This window comes from Collimonas sp. NPDC087041 (assembly GCF_044745265.1).
Lineage (GTDB): Bacteria > Pseudomonadota > Gammaproteobacteria > Burkholderiales > Burkholderiaceae_D > Collimonas.
The window spans coordinates 15,556-31,927 of sequence record NZ_JBIUZX010000008.1 but is presented as its reverse complement, the minus strand read 5'-3'; the positions used below and the strand labels follow the sequence as shown (position 1 = coordinate 31,927).

The 16,372-nt window shown below is 52.4% G+C and carries 16 protein-coding genes and 1 pseudogene; 10 read left to right on the top strand and 7 right to left on the bottom strand.

The genetic code is table 11. From position 1 onward, the window contains the following. The first annotated feature begins 1 nt into the window (after position 1). Complete coding sequence (gene recX, locus ACIPF8_RS15490; RefSeq protein WP_400422547.1) at positions 2 to 457, top strand: recombination regulator RecX; 456 nt, start codon at positions 2 to 4, stop codon at positions 455 to 457. Here the strand turns inward: recX and ACIPF8_RS15485 are convergent. Continuing rightward, on the bottom strand, positions 429 to 1,064 hold the full coding sequence (locus ACIPF8_RS15485; protein ID WP_400422544.1) for a GNAT family N-acetyltransferase: 636 nt from the start codon (positions 1,062 to 1,064) through the stop codon (positions 429 to 431). The two genes, recX and ACIPF8_RS15485, sit on opposite strands and share 29 nt — an antisense overlap. Before the next feature lie 371 nt (positions 1,065 to 1,435). Here ACIPF8_RS15485 and ACIPF8_RS15480 point away from each other — a divergent pair, with 371 nt between their 5' ends. The 7 genes and pseudogenes from ACIPF8_RS15480 to tfpZ all read left to right on the top strand — a co-directional run bounded on the left by ACIPF8_RS15480 (position 1,436) and on the right by tfpZ (position 7,960). Next, complete coding sequence (locus ACIPF8_RS15480; protein ID WP_400422541.1) at positions 1,436 to 2,047, top strand: DUF2889 domain-containing protein; 612 nt, start codon at positions 1,436 to 1,438, stop codon at positions 2,045 to 2,047. A gap of 14 nt (positions 2,048 to 2,061) precedes the next feature. Then, a pseudogene (sucC, locus tag ACIPF8_RS15475) lies at positions 2,062 to 3,234 on the top strand (ADP-forming succinate--CoA ligase subunit beta); the annotation flags it as partial. A gap of 20 nt (positions 3,235 to 3,254) precedes the next feature. After that, on the top strand, positions 3,255 to 4,136 hold the full coding sequence (gene sucD / locus ACIPF8_RS15470) for a succinate--CoA ligase subunit alpha (protein WP_061534516.1): 882 nt from the start codon (positions 3,255 to 3,257) through the stop codon (positions 4,134 to 4,136). 387 nt (positions 4,137 to 4,523) lie between these two features. Then, positions 4,524 to 5,267: a Stp1/IreP family PP2C-type Ser/Thr phosphatase gene (locus ACIPF8_RS15465; protein ID WP_231879045.1), complete on the top strand. Its 744-nt coding sequence runs from the start codon at positions 4,524 to 4,526 to the stop codon at positions 5,265 to 5,267. Positions 5,268 to 5,442: 175 nt separating this feature from the next. Continuing rightward, the gene (locus tag ACIPF8_RS15460) at positions 5,443 to 6,045 is read left to right on the top strand and encodes an FHA domain-containing protein (protein ID WP_400422538.1); all 603 of its coding nucleotides are present in this window, start codon (positions 5,443 to 5,445) and stop codon (positions 6,043 to 6,045) included. A 406-nt stretch (positions 6,046 to 6,451) separates the two neighbouring features. Continuing rightward, a complete protein-coding gene (locus ACIPF8_RS15455) occupies positions 6,452 to 6,922 on the top strand; it encodes a prepilin-type N-terminal cleavage/methylation domain-containing protein (protein WP_400422535.1) in 471 nt (156 codons plus the stop codon). 276 nt (positions 6,923 to 7,198) lie between these two features. After that, positions 7,199 to 7,960, top strand: coding sequence for a TfpX/TfpZ family type IV pilin accessory protein (gene tfpZ / locus ACIPF8_RS15450; RefSeq protein WP_400422532.1), 762 nt, complete (start codon positions 7,199 to 7,201; stop codon positions 7,958 to 7,960). A 69-nt stretch (positions 7,961 to 8,029) separates the two neighbouring features. On the opposite strand, the gene ACIPF8_RS15445 is transcribed toward tfpZ, so the two are convergent. After that, on the bottom strand, positions 8,030 to 9,721 hold the full coding sequence (locus ACIPF8_RS15445; protein WP_400422529.1) for a tetratricopeptide repeat protein: 1,692 nt from the start codon (positions 9,719 to 9,721) through the stop codon (positions 8,030 to 8,032). A 514-nt stretch (positions 9,722 to 10,235) separates the two neighbouring features. Between ACIPF8_RS15445 and ACIPF8_RS15440 the strand changes: the two genes are divergently transcribed. Then, the gene (locus tag ACIPF8_RS15440) at positions 10,236 to 11,696 is read left to right on the top strand and encodes an O-antigen ligase family protein (RefSeq protein WP_400422527.1); all 1,461 of its coding nucleotides are present in this window, start codon (positions 10,236 to 10,238) and stop codon (positions 11,694 to 11,696) included. Between the two features lie 24 nt (positions 11,697 to 11,720). On the opposite strand, the gene moaC is transcribed toward ACIPF8_RS15440, so the two are convergent. Beyond that, entirely contained in the window at positions 11,721 to 12,218 is a 498-nt protein-coding gene (gene moaC / locus ACIPF8_RS15435) for a cyclic pyranopterin monophosphate synthase MoaC (protein ID WP_400422524.1), read from the bottom strand. Between the two features lie 192 nt (positions 12,219 to 12,410). Here moaC and ACIPF8_RS15430 point away from each other — a divergent pair, with 192 nt between their 5' ends. Continuing rightward, positions 12,411 to 13,901, top strand: a complete 1,491-nt coding sequence (locus ACIPF8_RS15430) for a M48 family metalloprotease (RefSeq protein ID WP_400422521.1) — start codon at positions 12,411 to 12,413, stop codon at positions 13,899 to 13,901. A 93-nt stretch (positions 13,902 to 13,994) separates the two neighbouring features. Here ACIPF8_RS15430 and ACIPF8_RS15425 read toward each other — a convergent pair whose 3' ends face one another. The 4 genes from ACIPF8_RS15425 to ACIPF8_RS15410 form a co-directional block, all read right to left on the bottom strand. Next, a complete protein-coding gene (locus tag ACIPF8_RS15425) occupies positions 13,995 to 14,591 on the bottom strand; it encodes a DUF2946 family protein (RefSeq protein ID WP_400422518.1) in 597 nt (198 codons plus the stop codon). Positions 14,592 to 14,597: 6 nt separating this feature from the next. Further along, positions 14,598 to 15,569, bottom strand: coding sequence for a YheT family hydrolase (locus ACIPF8_RS15420; protein WP_400422515.1), 972 nt, complete (start codon positions 15,567 to 15,569; stop codon positions 14,598 to 14,600). 37 nt (positions 15,570 to 15,606) lie between these two features. Further along, positions 15,607 to 16,038, bottom strand: a complete 432-nt coding sequence (locus ACIPF8_RS15415) for a YybH family protein (RefSeq protein WP_400422513.1) — start codon at positions 16,036 to 16,038, stop codon at positions 15,607 to 15,609. 107 nt (positions 16,039 to 16,145) lie between these two features. Beyond that, positions 16,146 to 16,346, bottom strand: a complete 201-nt coding sequence (locus tag ACIPF8_RS15410; RefSeq protein ID WP_400422510.1) for a zinc-finger domain-containing protein — start codon at positions 16,344 to 16,346, stop codon at positions 16,146 to 16,148. Positions 16,347 to 16,372: the final 26 nt, after the last annotated feature.

Here is a 16,372-nt window from a genome sequence, read left to right as displayed (position 1 = left end):
GATGGCCAAACTGCAAATCAGCCTGAAGGGCAGGGCGCTGCGCTATCTGTCGGCGCGTGAACACAGCCGCCTGGAACTGGCGCGAAAATTGTCGCGTTACGCGCAGGAAGGCGACGACATCGAAGCCCTGCTCGACACGCTGGAAGCCGCAAAACTCCTGTCCCAATCGCGCTTTTCAGAATCCCTGATCCACCGCCGCGCCCATCGCTACGGCAACAGCCGCATCCTCTCCGAACTGCAAAGCCATGGTATCGACGCCGAGTCATTGGTAGATATCAAAGCCGACCTGGCCAGCGGCGAAGTCGCCCGCGCGCGCGAAGTCTGGCGCAAGAAATTCAACCAGCCACCGGCCGATGCCGCCGAGCGCGCCAAGCAAATGCGTTTCCTGCTGCAACGCGGGTTTTCGCACCGGGCGATACAGGCAGCAATTAGAGGTGTTCGCGATGCAGTCGATTAGCGAATTGGTGCGGCTTAGTGATTGTGTTTGGCAATGGCAACAATGTTTTTGCATCGGATTTGCCAAGTGTGAACAGATTAAGTCCTCGTCCAACGGAGGTCCTGCGAAAATGCATTTTCTTGAAAATATGCTGCATGCCTTTTGCATATTTATTGCAGTACGCCCGGATTTCAGTGTCAGGAGGCTGCATCTCTAGGAACTTACTAATCATGCACTTGCCGTAGCCCTGTCCGCGAAGCCCGTACTTGATGGCGCATAAATCAATTAGCTTGTAAAAATTATTATTTTTATCTTGATAATTTATAACTTGCAAAAAACCTATCGGCTCACCGTGGTCGGAAAAAATCAAGAGTTCCTTTCTCATATGATAAAACCGTTCATCATTTCTCGAGCATATTGACTTCAATTTCAAAAAAAAGCGATGTGACAGAAATAATGAAGAAAGAATCGTGAAATAACCGCTCGATGATATAAATGCGTCTGTAAACGAACCGTCCATACTGCCTCTTACTATAAGGTCAAATATGAAGGGAATATCAAGGAGTCCTGCATCATGAATCGATGTGTCTGCAAATAAATTAGTGATCGACGTCACTTTGTTGCGCATCTCGCATCCTCGGAAATGTCTGGTAATTGAATTCTGTGTATCAGCGAAGAATACTGAGTTTGGAAATGTATTTCCATTCGGAAGTGTATCGCACTGTTTTATACTGTTTCACTCTGATGCGAGCGCATCTTATTCAAGGCGCTAATTCAGGTCAAGACGATAGTCTGAGGGCAGACCTCGAAACGCAGGTCAGGCTTGTATAAATACCTCCCCGACCTGAAACGCCGGCAAACGCAACACAGCCAGAGGCAATGGCGTATCAAAATAGCGGCGGGCCACAAGCTGTGCTACACTTTTGGGGTTTTTGCAAACCGCAGGAGCGGCAGTTGCCATAGAAACTGTGGTAACGATACGCAAATTAGTCCACCGATATGTCTCTGACACCCTCTATCCCCCGCCGAGCGCTGAAGCACACCCGCGCGATTCACGTCGAAGCTTTTGTACGCGATGATGGCTTGTGGGATATCGACGCGCATGTTACCGATACCAAACCATTCGATCTGCCATTGCCATCCGGAAACTTGCCGGCGGGCGCGCCATTGCATAGTCTGTGGTTGAGGTTGACGCTGGATCGCGAGTTTGTTGTCGTTGATGTCGAGGCAAATTCCGAAGCGGTGCCATATCCTGGTTATTGCAACACGATTGGTCCTGATTATAAAAGGTTGATCGGCTTAAGCCTGGTCAAGGGTTTTCGTCATGCGCTCAAGGAGCGCATTGGCGGCGCGCTCGGTTGCACCCATCTGACCGAACTGGCGCAGATATTGCCGACCGCGGCATTGCAGGCCTTTGGTGGCGAAGTAAATCGACCGAATGTTTCAGATCCGCTGGCAGAGCAGAAAAAGCCGCCCCAGCTCGATCGTTGTCATGCTTTACGTAGTGAAGGCGCAGTTGTCGCCAAATATTATCCGAAGTGGGCAATCAGCCCTCCATCAGCAGTTGACTCCCAATCTAATTTATCCAACCAAGTAATTTCATTTAATTAAGTGTCAGAAGGGAAGCTCGTATGAAGATCCATGAGTATCAGGGTAAAGAAATTCTCCGTCAGTTCGGAGTGACAACACCGCGTGGCATCCCGTGCCTGAGCGTCGATGATGCGGTCAAGGCAGCTGAAACCCTCGGCGGTTCGGTTTGGGTTGTCAAAGCCCAGATCCACGCTGGTGGTCGCGGCAAGGGCGGCGGCGTGAAAGTTGCCAAGTCGCTGGAACAAGTGCGTGAATACGCCAACCAGATCCTCGGCATGCAACTGGTGACGCATCAAACTGGCCCAGAAGGCCAAAAAGTACGCCGCCTGCTGATCGAAGAAGGCGCTGACATCAAGCAAGAACTGTATGTCAGTATGGTTACCGACCGCGTTACCCAACGCGTGGTGCTGATGGCATCGAGCGAAGGCGGCATGGACATCGAAGAAGTCGCAGCCAGCCACCCAGAAAAGATCCATCAAGTCGTGATCGATCCGGCTACCGGCCTGACCGACGCCGAAGCAGACAGCATCTCGACCAAGATCGGCGTACCAGCCGGTTCGATCGCTGACGCACGCAAGCAATTGCAAGGCCTGTACAAAGCGTACTGGGATACCGATTCGTCGCTGGCTGAAATCAACCCGCTGATCGTTACCGGTTCCGGTAAAGTCATCGCACTGGACGCCAAGTTCAACTTCGACGCCAACGCCTTGTTCCGTCACCCAGAAATCGTCGCTTACCGCGATCTGGACGAAGAAGATCCAGCCGAAATCGAAGCTTCCAAGTTCGACCTGGCTTACATCTCGCTCGACGGCAATATCGGCTGCCTGGTGAATGGCGCCGGTCTGGCCATGGCTACCATGGACACCATCAAGCTGTTCGGCGGCGAACCAGCCAACTTCCTCGACGTCGGCGGCGGCGCTACAGCTGAGAAAGTCACTGAAGCGTTCAAGATCATGTTGAAGAACCCAGGCCTGAAAGCCATCCTGGTCAACATCTTCGGCGGCATCATGCGCTGCGACGTGATCGCCGAAGGCGTTATCACTGCATCCAAAGCCGTTTCGCTGCAAGTACCGCTGGTCGTCCGCATGAAGGGCACCAACGAAGAAATCGGCAAGAAAATGCTGGCCGACTCCGGCCTGCCGATCATCTCGGCGGACAGCATGGAAGAAGCGGCGCAGAAGGTTGTTGCTGCGGCCAACGGTAAATAAGTAAATAACTAGGAACAGATATGTCGATCCTGATCAACAAAGACACTAAAGTCGTCACCCAAGGCATTACCGGCAAGACCGGCCAATTCCATACCCGCGCTTGCCGCGATTACGCAAACGGCAAGAACGCGTTTGTCGCTGGCGTGAACCCAAAGAAAGCCGGCGAAGATTTCGAAGGCATCCCGATTTTCGCTAACGTTTCCGAAGCCAAAGCCGCCACTGGCGCCAACGTATCGGTTATCTATGTTCCGCCAGCAGGCGCAGCAGCAGCAATCTGGGAAGCCGTCGAAGCTGAACTCGACCTGGCCATCTGCATCACCGAAGGCATTCCAGTGCGCGACATGCTGGCACTGAAAGACCGCATGGCAAAGGCCGGCAGCAAGACCCTGCTGCTCGGACCTAACTGCCCAGGCCTGATCACGCCAGACGAAATCAAGATCGGCATCATGCCAGGTCACATCCACAAGAAGGGCCGTATCGGCGTGGTTTCGCGTTCCGGTACCCTGACTTATGAAGCAGTCGGTCAATTGACCGCACTGGGCCTGGGCCAATCGTCGGCAGTCGGTATCGGCGGCGATCCGATCAATGGCTTGAAGCACATCGACATCATGAAGATGTTCAACGACGATCCAGAAACCGATGCAGTCATCATGATCGGCGAAATCGGCGGTCCGGACGAAGCCAATGCTGCTTACTGGATCAAGGACAACATGAAGAAGCCAGTGGTCAGCTTCATCGCTGGTGTTACCGCTCCTCCGGGCAAACGCATGGGCCATGCCGGCGCGTTGATCTCGGGCGGTGCTGACACTGCACAAGCCAAGCTGGACATCATGGAAGCGTGTGGCATCACCGTAACCAAGAACCCATCGGAAATGGCTCGCCTGTTGAAGGCTTTGCTGTAATCGTTGGTTGATGTAAGGTGGGCACATGGTGCCCACGCGTTACCGCAATATCTGGAGTGCAGACGTGGGCACGGTGTGCCCACCCTGCGAGATTGCTGTATCAACTGCATCACGCGTAACAAACAAAAAGGGAGCTTCGGCTCCCTTTTTGTTTTGATGCGTCGCTGGTTTGTACTTACTTCCGCTGCTGGTTTGCACGTACTTCAGCCGGTGGGTGTAGCATCATCGACAAGGGCATTTGTATCGGCGCGCAATTTGTCTTGCCGTCCTTGCCAGAACCAACGAAAATACTTGAACTCAGGCAACCGCCTGGTCAGAATTCTTTTAGCTACCATCTTCATGTCTCGACATATGCCGCTTGAGTTTGCCGCCAAAACGGATATTGGTATGGTGCGAGTACAAAACGAAGACACCGTCGTGGTCGACGCTGCCTTGCAACTGGCCATCCTGGCCGACGGCATGGGCGGCTACAACGCCGGTGAAGTCGCCAGCAGCATCGCCACCGTCGCCATCCAGGAAGAAATCGAAAGCCAGCTGCAGGAATACCGTCGCCTGCAAAAGCCCGAAGCCGAACTGCCGGTGCGCCAGTGGTTGATGCAAGCGGTGCGGCAAGCCAACAGCACCATCATCAATGCAGCACGCCGCGAGCCCGAATACCGCGGCATGGGTACCACGCTGGTGGTGGCCTGGTTCCAACCGGAAAACCACGTCAGTATTGCCCATGTCGGCGATTCGCGCGCCTATCGCATCCGCGACGGTTTGCTGGAGCAACTGACGCGCGATCACTCGCTGCTGCAGGAACAGATCGACGCCGGCCTGATTCGTGCCGAAGACGCGCAATTCGCCCTCAACCGCAACATCGTCACGCGCGCGGTCGGCATCGATTACCAGTTGGTCGTGGAAATCCATCAGCACCAGTTGCGCGCAGGGGATCTGTATTTGCTGTGCTCCGATGGCTTGTCGGACCGCATTGGCGCCAGCGACATCAGCAATATCATCGACGACGCCCAGGGCGACCTGAAGATGGCATGCACCATGCTTGTCAATGCAGCGAATAAGTCCGGCGGCCAGGACAATGTCTCGGTGATCCTGATCAAAGTGCCTCAGGAGGCCGAGCAGCAAGCGGAATAGATGGCCCGGTGTCATGAAATCCCAAATTTTGAGTATCATTGCCCCTAAACAACATTAAACTAGGGGCGCGTTGAAGCATGTAAAACCGGAAGTTTGACCAGCGCCAGCAGCCGTGAGACCACCCGCGGTATTGTTTTAATCAACTTACAGATAGCGTTTCCCAAGAGAGATAGGAATGGCGAAGATCATCCTGACCAAAGGCGGCACCGTGATACAAGAGATGACGCTCACCAAAGAGCGCACCACCATCGGTCGCCGCGCCCACAATGACATGGTTATTGATAACCTCGCCATCAGCGGCGAGCATGCCGTCATCATCACTATCTACAACGACTCGTTTCTGGAAGACCTCAACAGCACCAACGGCACCCAGGTCAATGGCCACCCGGTCAGTAAGCACTTCCTGCAACACAACGACATCATCCAGATGGCCAGGTACAAACTGGTCTATCAAGTCGATTCCGAAGAAGAAATCAAGGACAACCGCCCCAAGATGTTCCCGGTGCCGAGGCCGGATGCGACCATTACCGTGCTGGATGGCCCGAGCGCTGGCAAGGAAATGCTGCTGACTAAGGTGCTGACCACGATTGGCCGTCCTGGCATTCAGGTCGCGATTGTCACACGTCGGCCGCATGGTTACGAACTGACTCATGTGGAAGGGCAGACTTATACACGGGTCAATGATGTGCCATTAAGCGCTGGTGCGCGGGCTTTGAAGGATGAGGATGTGATTGATATTGCTGGGACTATGATGAAGTTTTCATGGAAGGCTGCTTAGACAGTTTTTAACTTCAGTAGGCGGTACGTCTTTCGTCTCCCTTCGTGTCATTCATAGTGGCGTGGCCCAGTCCACGTTGTGTTACAACACTTTTCGTACGCCGGCAGAACTCCAGAATTTAACGGGCACATCATCTCCGATTGTTTTGGTAATACAGTGAAACTGCCTAATGTCTTGCTAAATGTTTATCGTGGTGACTGGCTACCTACCTGTCGTTGAATTAAGCAGCCAACGGCGAATTAGCGCAGTTTCTTTGTGACAAACTTTGTCAGCACAACATCGAAAATCTGCCAAATTTCCTCACTTTTCCAGCGCCAGACCGGAGAAACTCAACGATATCCAACTGGCACAGACATTGCTCTACATCACGTGTAGTGCAGACCCCTTTTATTAACAGGAGAAACAAATGAAATCGTTGAAAATGATGCAACGCGCAATGCGTGGTTTTACACTGATTGAATTAATGATCGTTGTGGCGATTATCGGCATTTTGGCAGCCGTGGCGATTCCTCAGTACAGTAACTATACCAATCGCGCTTATGCATCCTCAACAATTGGCGAACTGTCCGCTTACAAAACGGCAGTTGGTGATTGCGCGAGTTCGCAAGGTCTCACAGGCGGAGTATCTGGTTGCGCAAATGGAAGTAATGGTGTCCCAGTAAGCCAAGTGACTTCAAACTTGCCTACTGGCGTCACTGTTTCAGATGCAGGTGTTCTGACTGGAACTAGCAAAGCAACAGTCTCAGGAAGTACCGCGATGGGTTTTACCGATACACCTACATTGACGGCCGGTGCGGCAAATATGACTTGGGCAATGTCCGGTACAATTTGTAACCAGTCGCGCGGGATGCGCTCTGGCCAAGGCGATTGCCCGTAATTGATTGAGGTTGGTGCTGGTAAATGCACTAACTAGAAGTGTTCCAGCGTTTAATATGGATAGGGTGCCCGTGGGTACCCTATTTTTCTTGTGGCGAATAGTTGAATTACTTGACGTTGCGAACAATCTTAATATCTATCCTCATAAACTAATTCGTTCTATGAAGCTTGTCGCCAATTTTGCCTAGATGTAAAACAAACAGCTTTTGTATGTAATGGGGGTTTGATTTCGAATTTTATGTGATGTTTTATTCTTTAGTTTTGCAAGATTTGAACTATGAAAAAGAAAGTTTTTGCAGGTTTACTACACCTAATTATTAGTCTAGCCCTTGTTACATGTACGTTTGCTTTTGTTTTCCTTGTGTGTTATCCAGAACCATACTTCACGGTTATGGGGATAGGAAAATTATTAGTTATTCTGGCAGTCGTCGATGTTTGTCTTGGACCACTGATAACATTCATTATCTTTGATCCGAGAAAGAAATGGCTAAAATTCGATTTGGTGGTTATTGCGATTGTACAGTTACTTGCATTGATATATGGTGTCTTTACAGTGTTCTCTGCACGGCCTGTTTATCTAGTATTTGATGAAAATGCATTATTTACCTTGGTTTCTGCATACCAAATTCCCGAAAAGGAATTAAAGAAACTGGATTTACTGATATTACCAATGACTGGTCCAGAACTTGTCGGCGCACGTATTCCAAAGAATAGAGAAGAACGAAAAAAATATGTGGCAGAAGTGTTAGAAGCGCGCATCGATTTACCGCGTATGCTTCAATATCATGTGCCTTACGAATCAGTTGTTGATGATGTCAAGGCGCAAATGAAACCTTTGGATGATTTGATAGCACAGCAAGGCTCCGAGAAAGTGACCGAAACAAAATTGATCTTAGATCAAGTCGCTAAGAGGAGTCGTTTGAGTTTTGATGAGCTCGCATTTCTTCCAGTGACAACATTTGACCGTCAATTGACAGTTATCATTCGGCGCAGCAACGCAAGAATCGTAGAAATATTGCCGGTTGATGCTAAGCGTTAAGGCTTGCTTAACGCGACGTATTAATGGCAATGTAGTGGCCAATATTCGTCCGTGGCCAACTGTCCATGATTATGGCGGGTTGGAAAGTTCTTTAAATTGCCTGCATCCTTGAGCTGAGCCCATTAGACAGCTGATTCTATAATTCCAGCGTGCAGCATTCAAATTATTTAATTTTTCATAAACTAATCCCCTTCCAATAAAAGGGGGGAAGTAGCGTGGATTTAGCTCAATGGTCTTGTCAAAGTCGCTCATCGCGCGCTGATATTGCTTCAATTCTAGATATGCGGCGCCACGGCCATTGTAGGCATAGCTATATTCTGGATAGACTGAAAGCGCTTTATCGTAGTCCTTTATCGCCTGCTCGTAATGTGCTAGTCGAAAAAGCGTCTGCCCACGGTTGTAATAAATACGTTCTACGCCGGGGCGATCAGTTTTATCCTCAACAAGGCGAGCCGCATCATCCCAAAGTAATAGTGGATGCGAAAAAGTGATCAGCCGAAACCATGCTGTGGGGATCATAACAAGTGCGATAGCAATGAGTGCTATTGCCGCATGTTTTGCGGGCACTTTCTGTACTACGAATGGCATTGCAGAAAACAAGCCTATTATCCAGAAATAACTACGGTAAATCACAAAGGACTCTTGAATACGGACTGTTGAAAATTCAGTGATAAACAGGAGCCATGGACACAGCAGAGCAAAGCCGAGTAGACCTTTCACGCCGCGTTGGAGCAACAGATAAAAAGCTGCGAGCGGGTAGGCAATAAAACCGATTAAACCAACTATTTGTGGCCATGACCACAGCCGCTTGGCAAAATCTTCATACATGTCTACTGACATCCATGCGGGGCTCGGTATGATCCAAATCAGTAAATATTTGAAAAACAAAAAAGACTGCGTCAATATGGACAACGGATAAGCCATTCGAATCTCGAATCCTGGATCCTGTTTTGCCAACCTTGCCAGCATTTGCGCAGCGTTGACTTCGTAAGTTTGTCCAAGAATATGTTCAGACTTGACCTCAAACATAACAAGTATTGCGATCAATCCATATAGGACAAACGTTGGCCAAATCAGTTTGGCTATTCCTTGGGATGGTTGGCGTAATAGTAGCGCTATGGCAGCTGCAACAGCAGGTGCCATGACTGTATGTTCTTTTGAAAAAACAGCAAAAAAATAAGCAACAGCGGATGCAATTAAGCAGTATTGGTTTTCACGCACGATCCCCTCAAGAAACAGGCGCCACATAATTAATGCGAAAAATGTCGCCATTAGTATTGAGCGCTGCGAAAGGTAAGTTACTGCGTATACTGACGCCGGATGCAGGGAAAATATCAGGGCACAAAAAAAAGCCAACCAAGAAAGCGGCAGTGTCGCAATTATATTGGCGTCACTAGCGATTGCATTTTCCTGTGGAATAACAATTTCAAACAAGCGGCGCAAAAACAGGAAAAGCGCAGTTGAGTTAGCGATATGCAGCGCAAGATTCTCAAGATGAAACCAAATCAGATTCAAACCGAGAAACTCTCGGGTCCATTCGAAGGTTGCATAAGGTAACCAGCGTAGTTTCAAACTGAAAATTTTGCCCAAATACTCCTTATGTATCGTCCCGTTAAAGAAATCCTGATCGTCGAAAACGACAGGATTCCATAGAAATTTTCCATAAAGTAGGGCAGGAAGAAGAAATAGCAGAAAAATGGGAGGGAGTGTCGATTTTGCGTGCAGTTGCAACTGGATTTGCCGTTTGAGGGAAATGGGCATCTATGATTTTAAGATATCGAGTTGAGGCTCTTGCAAAATGCCAAAGCCGGGCGGGATTTTAATGTCATGAGAAATGCGAAAAATCCAGCAAGAATCGTCGCTGTAAATAAGGTGCAATCGTCGAAAACAATATTTACGTATGGGCTAGATACTACATGTAACACCCTGACGGTGTACATGTAAATTTTTCTTGGTGGACTTATTTGGTCATTACACTAACTTCTCTGGGGCAATGACCGAATCCCGGTTGCCCTACATACTTTCATCACTCGATGATTGCATCGAATGAGGATCGATATTGCTCATAGCCGTCGCTTTACCTCGATTAGAAACTATGATCGGCAGCGTATACCGAGAACTTGGGTTTCGCTGGGTGGTGATGCGGATAGGGCTGTAAGGATCAAAGTGTCCAATATCTCAATCTGAGTAAAGCGTGCATTAGAACGGCATGTCGCAGAAACTGGAGTATATTTTTGTGACAACTTTAAATTCATAAAATTACAGGCGACGGCGAATGCATCGTTGGATTCTTTTTAAGATATCTATTTCATATCTGAGCGCCATTGCAGTTATCACCAGTCCGTTATTGCTTTTCCCCCTCGTTAGCGGCGCTGGATTCCACGACAATCAACGTGTTATCGAAGTTTTTTGCGTAGCTTTAAGCACGTTCATCTTGGTCGGTTTGTTATTTTGGAATCCCTCTGTCAGGTGGCTTTGTCATGGCCATTTGATTTGCTTGTTGGTGTTGCTTTTTCTACTCGGTTTTGCATCCAGTTCCTTTGCATATACGTCGCGATATGCGTTTTTTGAGTGGGCAAATTTGCTCTTGCTGATTGTAATGTCGGGTTTGATTGCATGCGAGATAGGGTTTGGCGAAGGTCTTTTTTTCGACCAGATATTGTGGCTGTGTGAACTTGGGTGTGCGGCCTATATTCTGCTTGAAATCATTATCTACCTAGCCTTAATTGCAAAAGGCACTCAACCGCCGAATGAAAGTTTCATTTTCGGTTTCGACAACTACCGGTTTTTCAACCACATTCAAACAATCACATTGCCCCTGTTGGCTCTGCTGATATGCCGCGGTTGCGATAGCAAACAAAACATATTCGCCTGGGCCGTCACATCAATATGGTGGACGCTGCACTTTGTCACAGCCGGACGCGGCACTTTTATTGGCCTGCTGGCCGGCATGTTCGTCACCTGGTTTTGTCTACGAAAAGACGCCTTACCATGGTGCAGAATAATGCTGTGGTCTGCGTTGATCGGCCTGGGCATATACATTCTGTTTTACGTACTGGTCCCACTATCGCTAGGTTTGCGGCCATTCGGCTTTCTGTTTTCCGTAGTTGACCGCACCATGGAAAATCCCAGCTCCAGCCGTTGGGTATTGTGGGCGCGCGCATGGGAACTCATGTTGGCGCATCCGTGGCTGGGTGTCGGACCCTTGCATTTCGCGCACTACGGACGCGATCTGCAACTCGGTGCGCATCCGCATAATTGGATATTGCAGATCGGTTCCGAGTGGGGGATTCCGGCCTTGCTTTGCCTGATGGCGGCGATTGGGCTTGGATTGAAAAGACTGCTGGCGGTACGTCAGTATCTGGATCCCAAGGATGTCAAAAACCACACGACGCTGGCCGCCTGGTTGACCATCGGCGTGGCGATTCTGGTGGATGGACTGGTGTCGGGCTTGATCGTGATGCCGACCAGTCAGCTGTGGATTGCCTTGTACATCGGCTGCGCCTGGGGCTGGACCGTTTCGATGACGCCGGCGGCGCAGGTTACTACGGTGCGGCTATCGATGACGATGCGGGTAGGTGGCATCGTCATTCTGCTGGCGTCGATTTATTTTCTCTTCAATGGTTTGTGGCCGGAGATTCTGAATTTGCCTGCCTATGAAGAGCAGAATCTGCAAAAAGAACTCTATCCACATCCACTGTTGCGCCCCCGAATTTGGGCCGGCGGTTATTTCTGAAGCGGGGGCGGATGTTTCAACGCATTATTCCGCCACCCAATCCCCCGATTTGCCGCCATGCTTTTCCATCACCCGCACATCGGTAATCACCATCCCCCGGTCCACCGCCTTGCACATGTCATAGATCGTCAATAAACCGATCTGCACCGCTGTCAGCGCTTCCATCTCCACCCCGGTCTTGCCGACGGTTTCCGCCTGTGCATTGCAGGCGATGCTGGCGTTTGCCTCGTCGATGCTGAAATCGACCGTGACGCGTGTCAGTGCCAGCGGGTGGCACAGCGGGATCAGGTCGCTGGTGCGTTTGGTGGCCATGATGGCGGCGATGCGGGCGATGCCTAGCACGTCGCCTTTTTTTGCGGTGCCGGATTGGATCAGAGCCAGGGTTTCGGCCTTCATGCGGATGCGGCCGCTGGCGACGGCGATGCGGTGGGTGTCGTTCTTGTTGCCGACATCGACCATGTGGGCCTGGCCGGTTTGATCGAAGTGAGTCAGTTTGCCGGGGGCGGGTGTTTTGTCGGTCATGGCGATATGTTCTTTAGGTGATGCAATCAGTGGCGTTGTTTCCGCGAAGGCGGGCGGCCATTTTACGGCCGAGCCCGATTTCCGTGTTCACGGGAATGGTGCCCATTTAAAATTACTGACGCGAACTTACTTGCTAGCTTAGTATCATAGCATCGTGATTTTGACACTATCCAGTAATCAATGACCCGACCAATGCAATCGCCACAACGGATACTGCTTGCTGCGCTCGTCAGCGTGTGTTGTGCGCTGCCGCTGCCGTCCGCCTTGGCTATACAAAATCTGCCCACATTGGGCGATTCTGCGCGCGAATCGCTGCCGCCGTTGATGGAGCGCAAGCTCGGCGAGGAGATCATGCACGATATCCGGCGCGATCCGGATTACATGAACGATGCTCCGCTGCTGGAATACCTGAACAATTTCGGCTGGACGCTGGTTGCCGCGCGGCCGGAAGTGCGCGGCGAGGCGGGTTTCGATTTTTTCTTTTTTGCGGTGCGCGATCCGGTCTTGAACGCATTTGCATTACCGGGCGGCTTCATCGGCGTGCATTCCGGCCTGATCCTGGCGGCGCAAAGCGAATCCGAGCTGGCTTCGGTGCTGGCGCATGAAATCGGCCACGTCGCGCAGCGCCATATCGCGCGCATGCTGGGGAGCCAAAAACAGGATTCGATGATTGCCCTGGCTTCGATGCTGCTGGGTGCGCTGGCGATGCGCGGCAGCGGCGACGCCGGCGCGGCGGTGATGATGGGCGGCACCGGCCTGGCGATGCAGCGGCAGTTGAACTTCAGCCGTGATGCAGAGCGCGAGGCCGATCGGATCGGGCTGTCGATCCTGGATTCCGGCGGTTTCGACACCAGCGGCATGGTGGCGTTTTTCGGCCGCATGCAAACCGCTTCGCGCAATTATTCCGATGCGATTCCGCCGTATCTGCTGACTCACCCATTGACCACCGAACGGATCGCCGACATCGAGGCGCGCATCCGCGAGCAGCGCTATCGGCAGCGTGCCGACAGTCTGGATTTCCAATTGATACGCGCTCGCGTGCGGGTGCTGCAGAACGATACCGAACTGGGCCGGCGCGATGCGCAGTACGTTTTTGAAGCGCAGCTGAATCTGCATACCAAGCAGCAAGTGGTCGCCGCCAAATACGGCATGGCTTTCCTGGCGTTCAAGAAGGAAGATTACGCCAAGGCGGAAGAGTTGCTGAACCAGGCTGTGGCGGCCGCTGCGCCGGCAAAGCAAAGCCTGGTGCTGACCGATCTGGGGATTGAGATCATGCTGGCAACCAAGCGTGAGGCGGAGGCGTTGAAGCTGGTGGAACAGGCGCAGCTGCAGTTTCCACTGTCGCGCGGATTGGCGCATCAGTACGCGAGGATTCTGATTGCCAGCAAACGGCTGGATGAGGCGACCAAGTATTTGCGCGAGCAGGCGCAGCTGTATCGGCAGGACGCGGATGTACAGGATTTGCTGGCCAAGGCGTATTCGGCGCAGGGGAAGCGGGCGCTGCAGCACATGGCTTTGGCGGAGTCTTATGTGTTGACTGGTAGTGTGCCGGCTGCGTTGGATCAGTTGCGTATTGCGCGTAATTCGCCGGATGCGGGGTTTTACGATCAGTCGATGATTGATGCGCGTGAACGGGAGTTGCAGGAGCGGTGGAAAGAGGAAGTGAAGGCTTCCAAGGAGTAGGGATGCGGAGCTTGTTTCTCTGTGGTCCGTCAAATGGGGTCAGAGTAATTTACGACGGTGAGGCTGTCGTAAAAAAACTCTGACCCCATTTGACTAGGTTTGGCGTGGTTTGGGGACAAAACCGAAATGCGCTGCGATGTTATCAGAGGCAATGCGTGAGACGGTGAGTGCGGTCTCTGCGAACTGCCAGGTCAGTATCTTTTGGTCTGACGGATTCGCCATCCAGTCGAGTAAGGTCTCGTCGTTCAGGACTTCTCCATCCATGCGCAAATCTGCCAACGCTTGCGCCAGATCGCGATCATCGATTGCCGCAACCTGTCTCGGCGCGATCAGCAGTAACCTGCCTTCGTCAGTCAGCATGACTGCCTCGATATCGCTCATCGCTTCGCCAGTCTGCAAGACAAAGCCCAAGGCCGGATCGGTATGGGCAATGTAGGGCGTCAGTTCCAGGTCGACATACACCCGTTGCGGACCATTCTGGAAATACCAGCAGCCTTGCTCATCTGCTTTGTAGTTACGATTGATGAAGCCAACCAGCGCCGTGTGCATGATCTTGTCGCCCGGCAGATTCTGGCGTTGCGTCTGTTCATCGCGCATGCGCCATGCGCCGCGCGCGTCCAATCCCAGCCAGCCGTAGCAGTGCGGCACGTTCGGCCATTTGCGCATTGCCTGTTCGACGATGTCATCCATGGCTGGTCAGGTCTCCGACAAAAAGCGCAGCATGCGTTGCGGTAGCCAATCCAGCCGGCCGGGCGGGCCGCCGACGGCGAAGCCGACATGGCCGCCATGCTCCGGATATTCTAGCGTGACGCTGGATGCCGCCTTGGCCGGCAAATGCTGCGGCGGCAGGAATGGATCGTTTTTTGCGTTGAGCACCAGCGTCGGGATCGTGATGTCGTTCATCACCAGTTTGGCGCTGGCGCGGTGCCAATAGTCTTCCGTGTTGCGAAAGCCGTGCAGGGGCGCGGTGACGACATTATCGAACTCGTACAGATCGCGCGCATTCAGCATTTTTTCGCGGTCGAACAGGCGCGGGAACTGCTGCAGCTTGTCCAGCGATTTGCTCTTCATGGTGCGCAGGAAAGAGCGCGTGTAGACCATGTTGAAACCGTGCGACAGCGCGGCGCCGCCGCCGGCCAGGTCGAGCGGCGCGGAGATGGCGCAGGCGGCATCGATGATCTTGGCTTCGTGCTGCGATTCGCCGAGCCAGCGCAGCAGGGCGTTGCCGCCGAGTGAAACGCCGGTTGCATAGAATTTGCTGAATTGCTTGTCGGCGCGCGAGGCCGACAAGCGGCGCAGTATCCAGTCGATTTCTTCGGCATCGCCGGAGTGATAAAAACGCGGCGCCTGATTGATTTCACCTGAGCAGCCGCGAAAATGCGGCACTGCGCCCGACCAGCCCATCGCCGCCAGTTGCGCCATCAGGGCGCGGCTGTAGTGGCTGTCGGACGAGCCTTCCAGCCCGTGGAACAGCACCACCAGCGGCAGGCCCGGCTGGCCGTCGACAAAATCGATATCGATGAAATCGCCATCCGGCGTATCCCAGCGTTCGCGCCGGTAACTGACGGCCGGCTTGCTGATGCAGGTCGCCGGATAGATGGTTTGCAGATGGCCGCCCGGCAGCCACAACGGCGCCGGATAAGAGGTGGGGAAAGCGGAAGGGCTCATACGAACACTTTACTACCTATGCTTGGGAGAGTTGAGGTCAATGCAACATGGTTGTCGCCACGGCTTCTTCCGGCGCCGGGCCGGGAGCCACTGAGGCGTGATGCAGCACGATGCGCCAGCCGCGCGGCGTCTTCATGTAGATGTTGGTCGCCAGGATATGCATGTCGCGATCGTTCTCGCTAGCCTGGTGCAATTCTTCGACCAGGTTGTGGATGCTGGTCGACATGTTATGCGTGACGTGCAACTGGCGCGCGCGGATATGCACACCGCCGCGCTCGAACAGAACTTCGAACGCCGCCCGGATCGCCGCATGTCCATGCAAGCGCGACGCATTCGGATGGATGCAGACGATCTCGTCGTCATCCGCCCACAGCGCCATCATGGCCTCGATGTCGGCCCGACTCATGGCGTCGTAAAACGCGGTTTCTGTTTCTTCGGCTGAACCATGCATAAATTTGACATGCGGCATATTGCCTCCGTGCTCACGCACATTTAGAACGAATGGTGACGATGTGACGACGCTTTGCTGACATCAAAAAAGGGAGCTGTGCTCCCTTTTGGTTTCAATCAAAATGCTTAATGTCCGTGAACCACGGCGCCCGGTTTGAGCCGGTATTGCGTGCCGCAGTACGGGCATTTGGCGTTGCCATTGCTGTCCAGGTTCAGGAATACGCGCGGATGCGACGACCAGGTCGGCATCAGCGGGTTAGGGCAATGTGCAGGCAAGTCCTTGCCGTCGAGTTCAACCGGGGCTTGCGCGTTTGCTGCTGTAGTCATTTGCTTCTCCAAATTTGCTTGTACTG

What these genes read in the sequence shown, in the direction of transcription:
- ACIPF8_RS15445 (WP_400422529.1), bottom strand. Translation starts at nt 9,721, where the DNA reads ATGCCCATTTCCCTCAAACGGCAAATCCAGTTGCAACTGCACGCAAAA.
- ACIPF8_RS15430 (WP_400422521.1), top strand. Translation starts at nt 12,411, where the DNA reads ATGCAATCGCCACAACGGATACTGCTTGCTGCGCTCGTCAGCGTGTGT.
- ACIPF8_RS15415 (WP_400422513.1), bottom strand. Translation starts at nt 16,038, where the DNA reads ATGCCGCATGTCAAATTTATGCATGGTTCAGCCGAAGAAACAGAAACC.
- moaC (WP_400422524.1), bottom strand. Translation starts at nt 12,218, where the DNA reads ATGACCGACAAAACACCCGCCCCCGGCAAACTGACTCACTTCGATCAA.
- ACIPF8_RS15440 (WP_400422527.1), top strand. Translation starts at nt 10,236, where the DNA reads ATGCATCGTTGGATTCTTTTTAAGATATCTATTTCATATCTGAGCGCC.
- ACIPF8_RS15485 (WP_400422544.1), bottom strand. Translation starts at nt 1,064, where the DNA reads ATGCGCAACAAAGTGACGTCGATCACTAATTTATTTGCAGACACATCG.
- ACIPF8_RS15425 (WP_400422518.1), bottom strand. Translation starts at nt 14,591, where the DNA reads ATGGATGACATCGTCGAACAGGCAATGCGCAAATGGCCGAACGTGCCG.
- ACIPF8_RS15465 (WP_231879045.1), top strand. Translation starts at nt 4,524, where the DNA reads ATGGTGCGAGTACAAAACGAAGACACCGTCGTGGTCGACGCTGCCTTG.
- ACIPF8_RS15480 (WP_400422541.1), top strand. Translation starts at nt 1,436, where the DNA reads ATGTCTCTGACACCCTCTATCCCCCGCCGAGCGCTGAAGCACACCCGC.
- tfpZ (WP_400422532.1), top strand. Translation starts at nt 7,199, where the DNA reads ATGAAAAAGAAAGTTTTTGCAGGTTTACTACACCTAATTATTAGTCTA.
- ACIPF8_RS15460 (WP_400422538.1), top strand. Translation starts at nt 5,443, where the DNA reads ATGGCGAAGATCATCCTGACCAAAGGCGGCACCGTGATACAAGAGATG.
- ACIPF8_RS15455 (WP_400422535.1), top strand. Translation starts at nt 6,452, where the DNA reads ATGAAATCGTTGAAAATGATGCAACGCGCAATGCGTGGTTTTACACTG.
- recX (WP_400422547.1), top strand. Translation starts at nt 2, where the DNA reads ATGGCCAAACTGCAAATCAGCCTGAAGGGCAGGGCGCTGCGCTATCTG.
- ACIPF8_RS15410 (WP_400422510.1), bottom strand. Translation starts at nt 16,346, where the DNA reads ATGACTACAGCAGCAAACGCGCAAGCCCCGGTTGAACTCGACGGCAAG.
- sucD (WP_061534516.1), top strand. Translation starts at nt 3,255, where the DNA reads ATGTCGATCCTGATCAACAAAGACACTAAAGTCGTCACCCAAGGCATT.
- ACIPF8_RS15420 (WP_400422515.1), bottom strand. Translation starts at nt 15,569, where the DNA reads ATGAGCCCTTCCGCTTTCCCCACCTCTTATCCGGCGCCGTTGTGGCTG.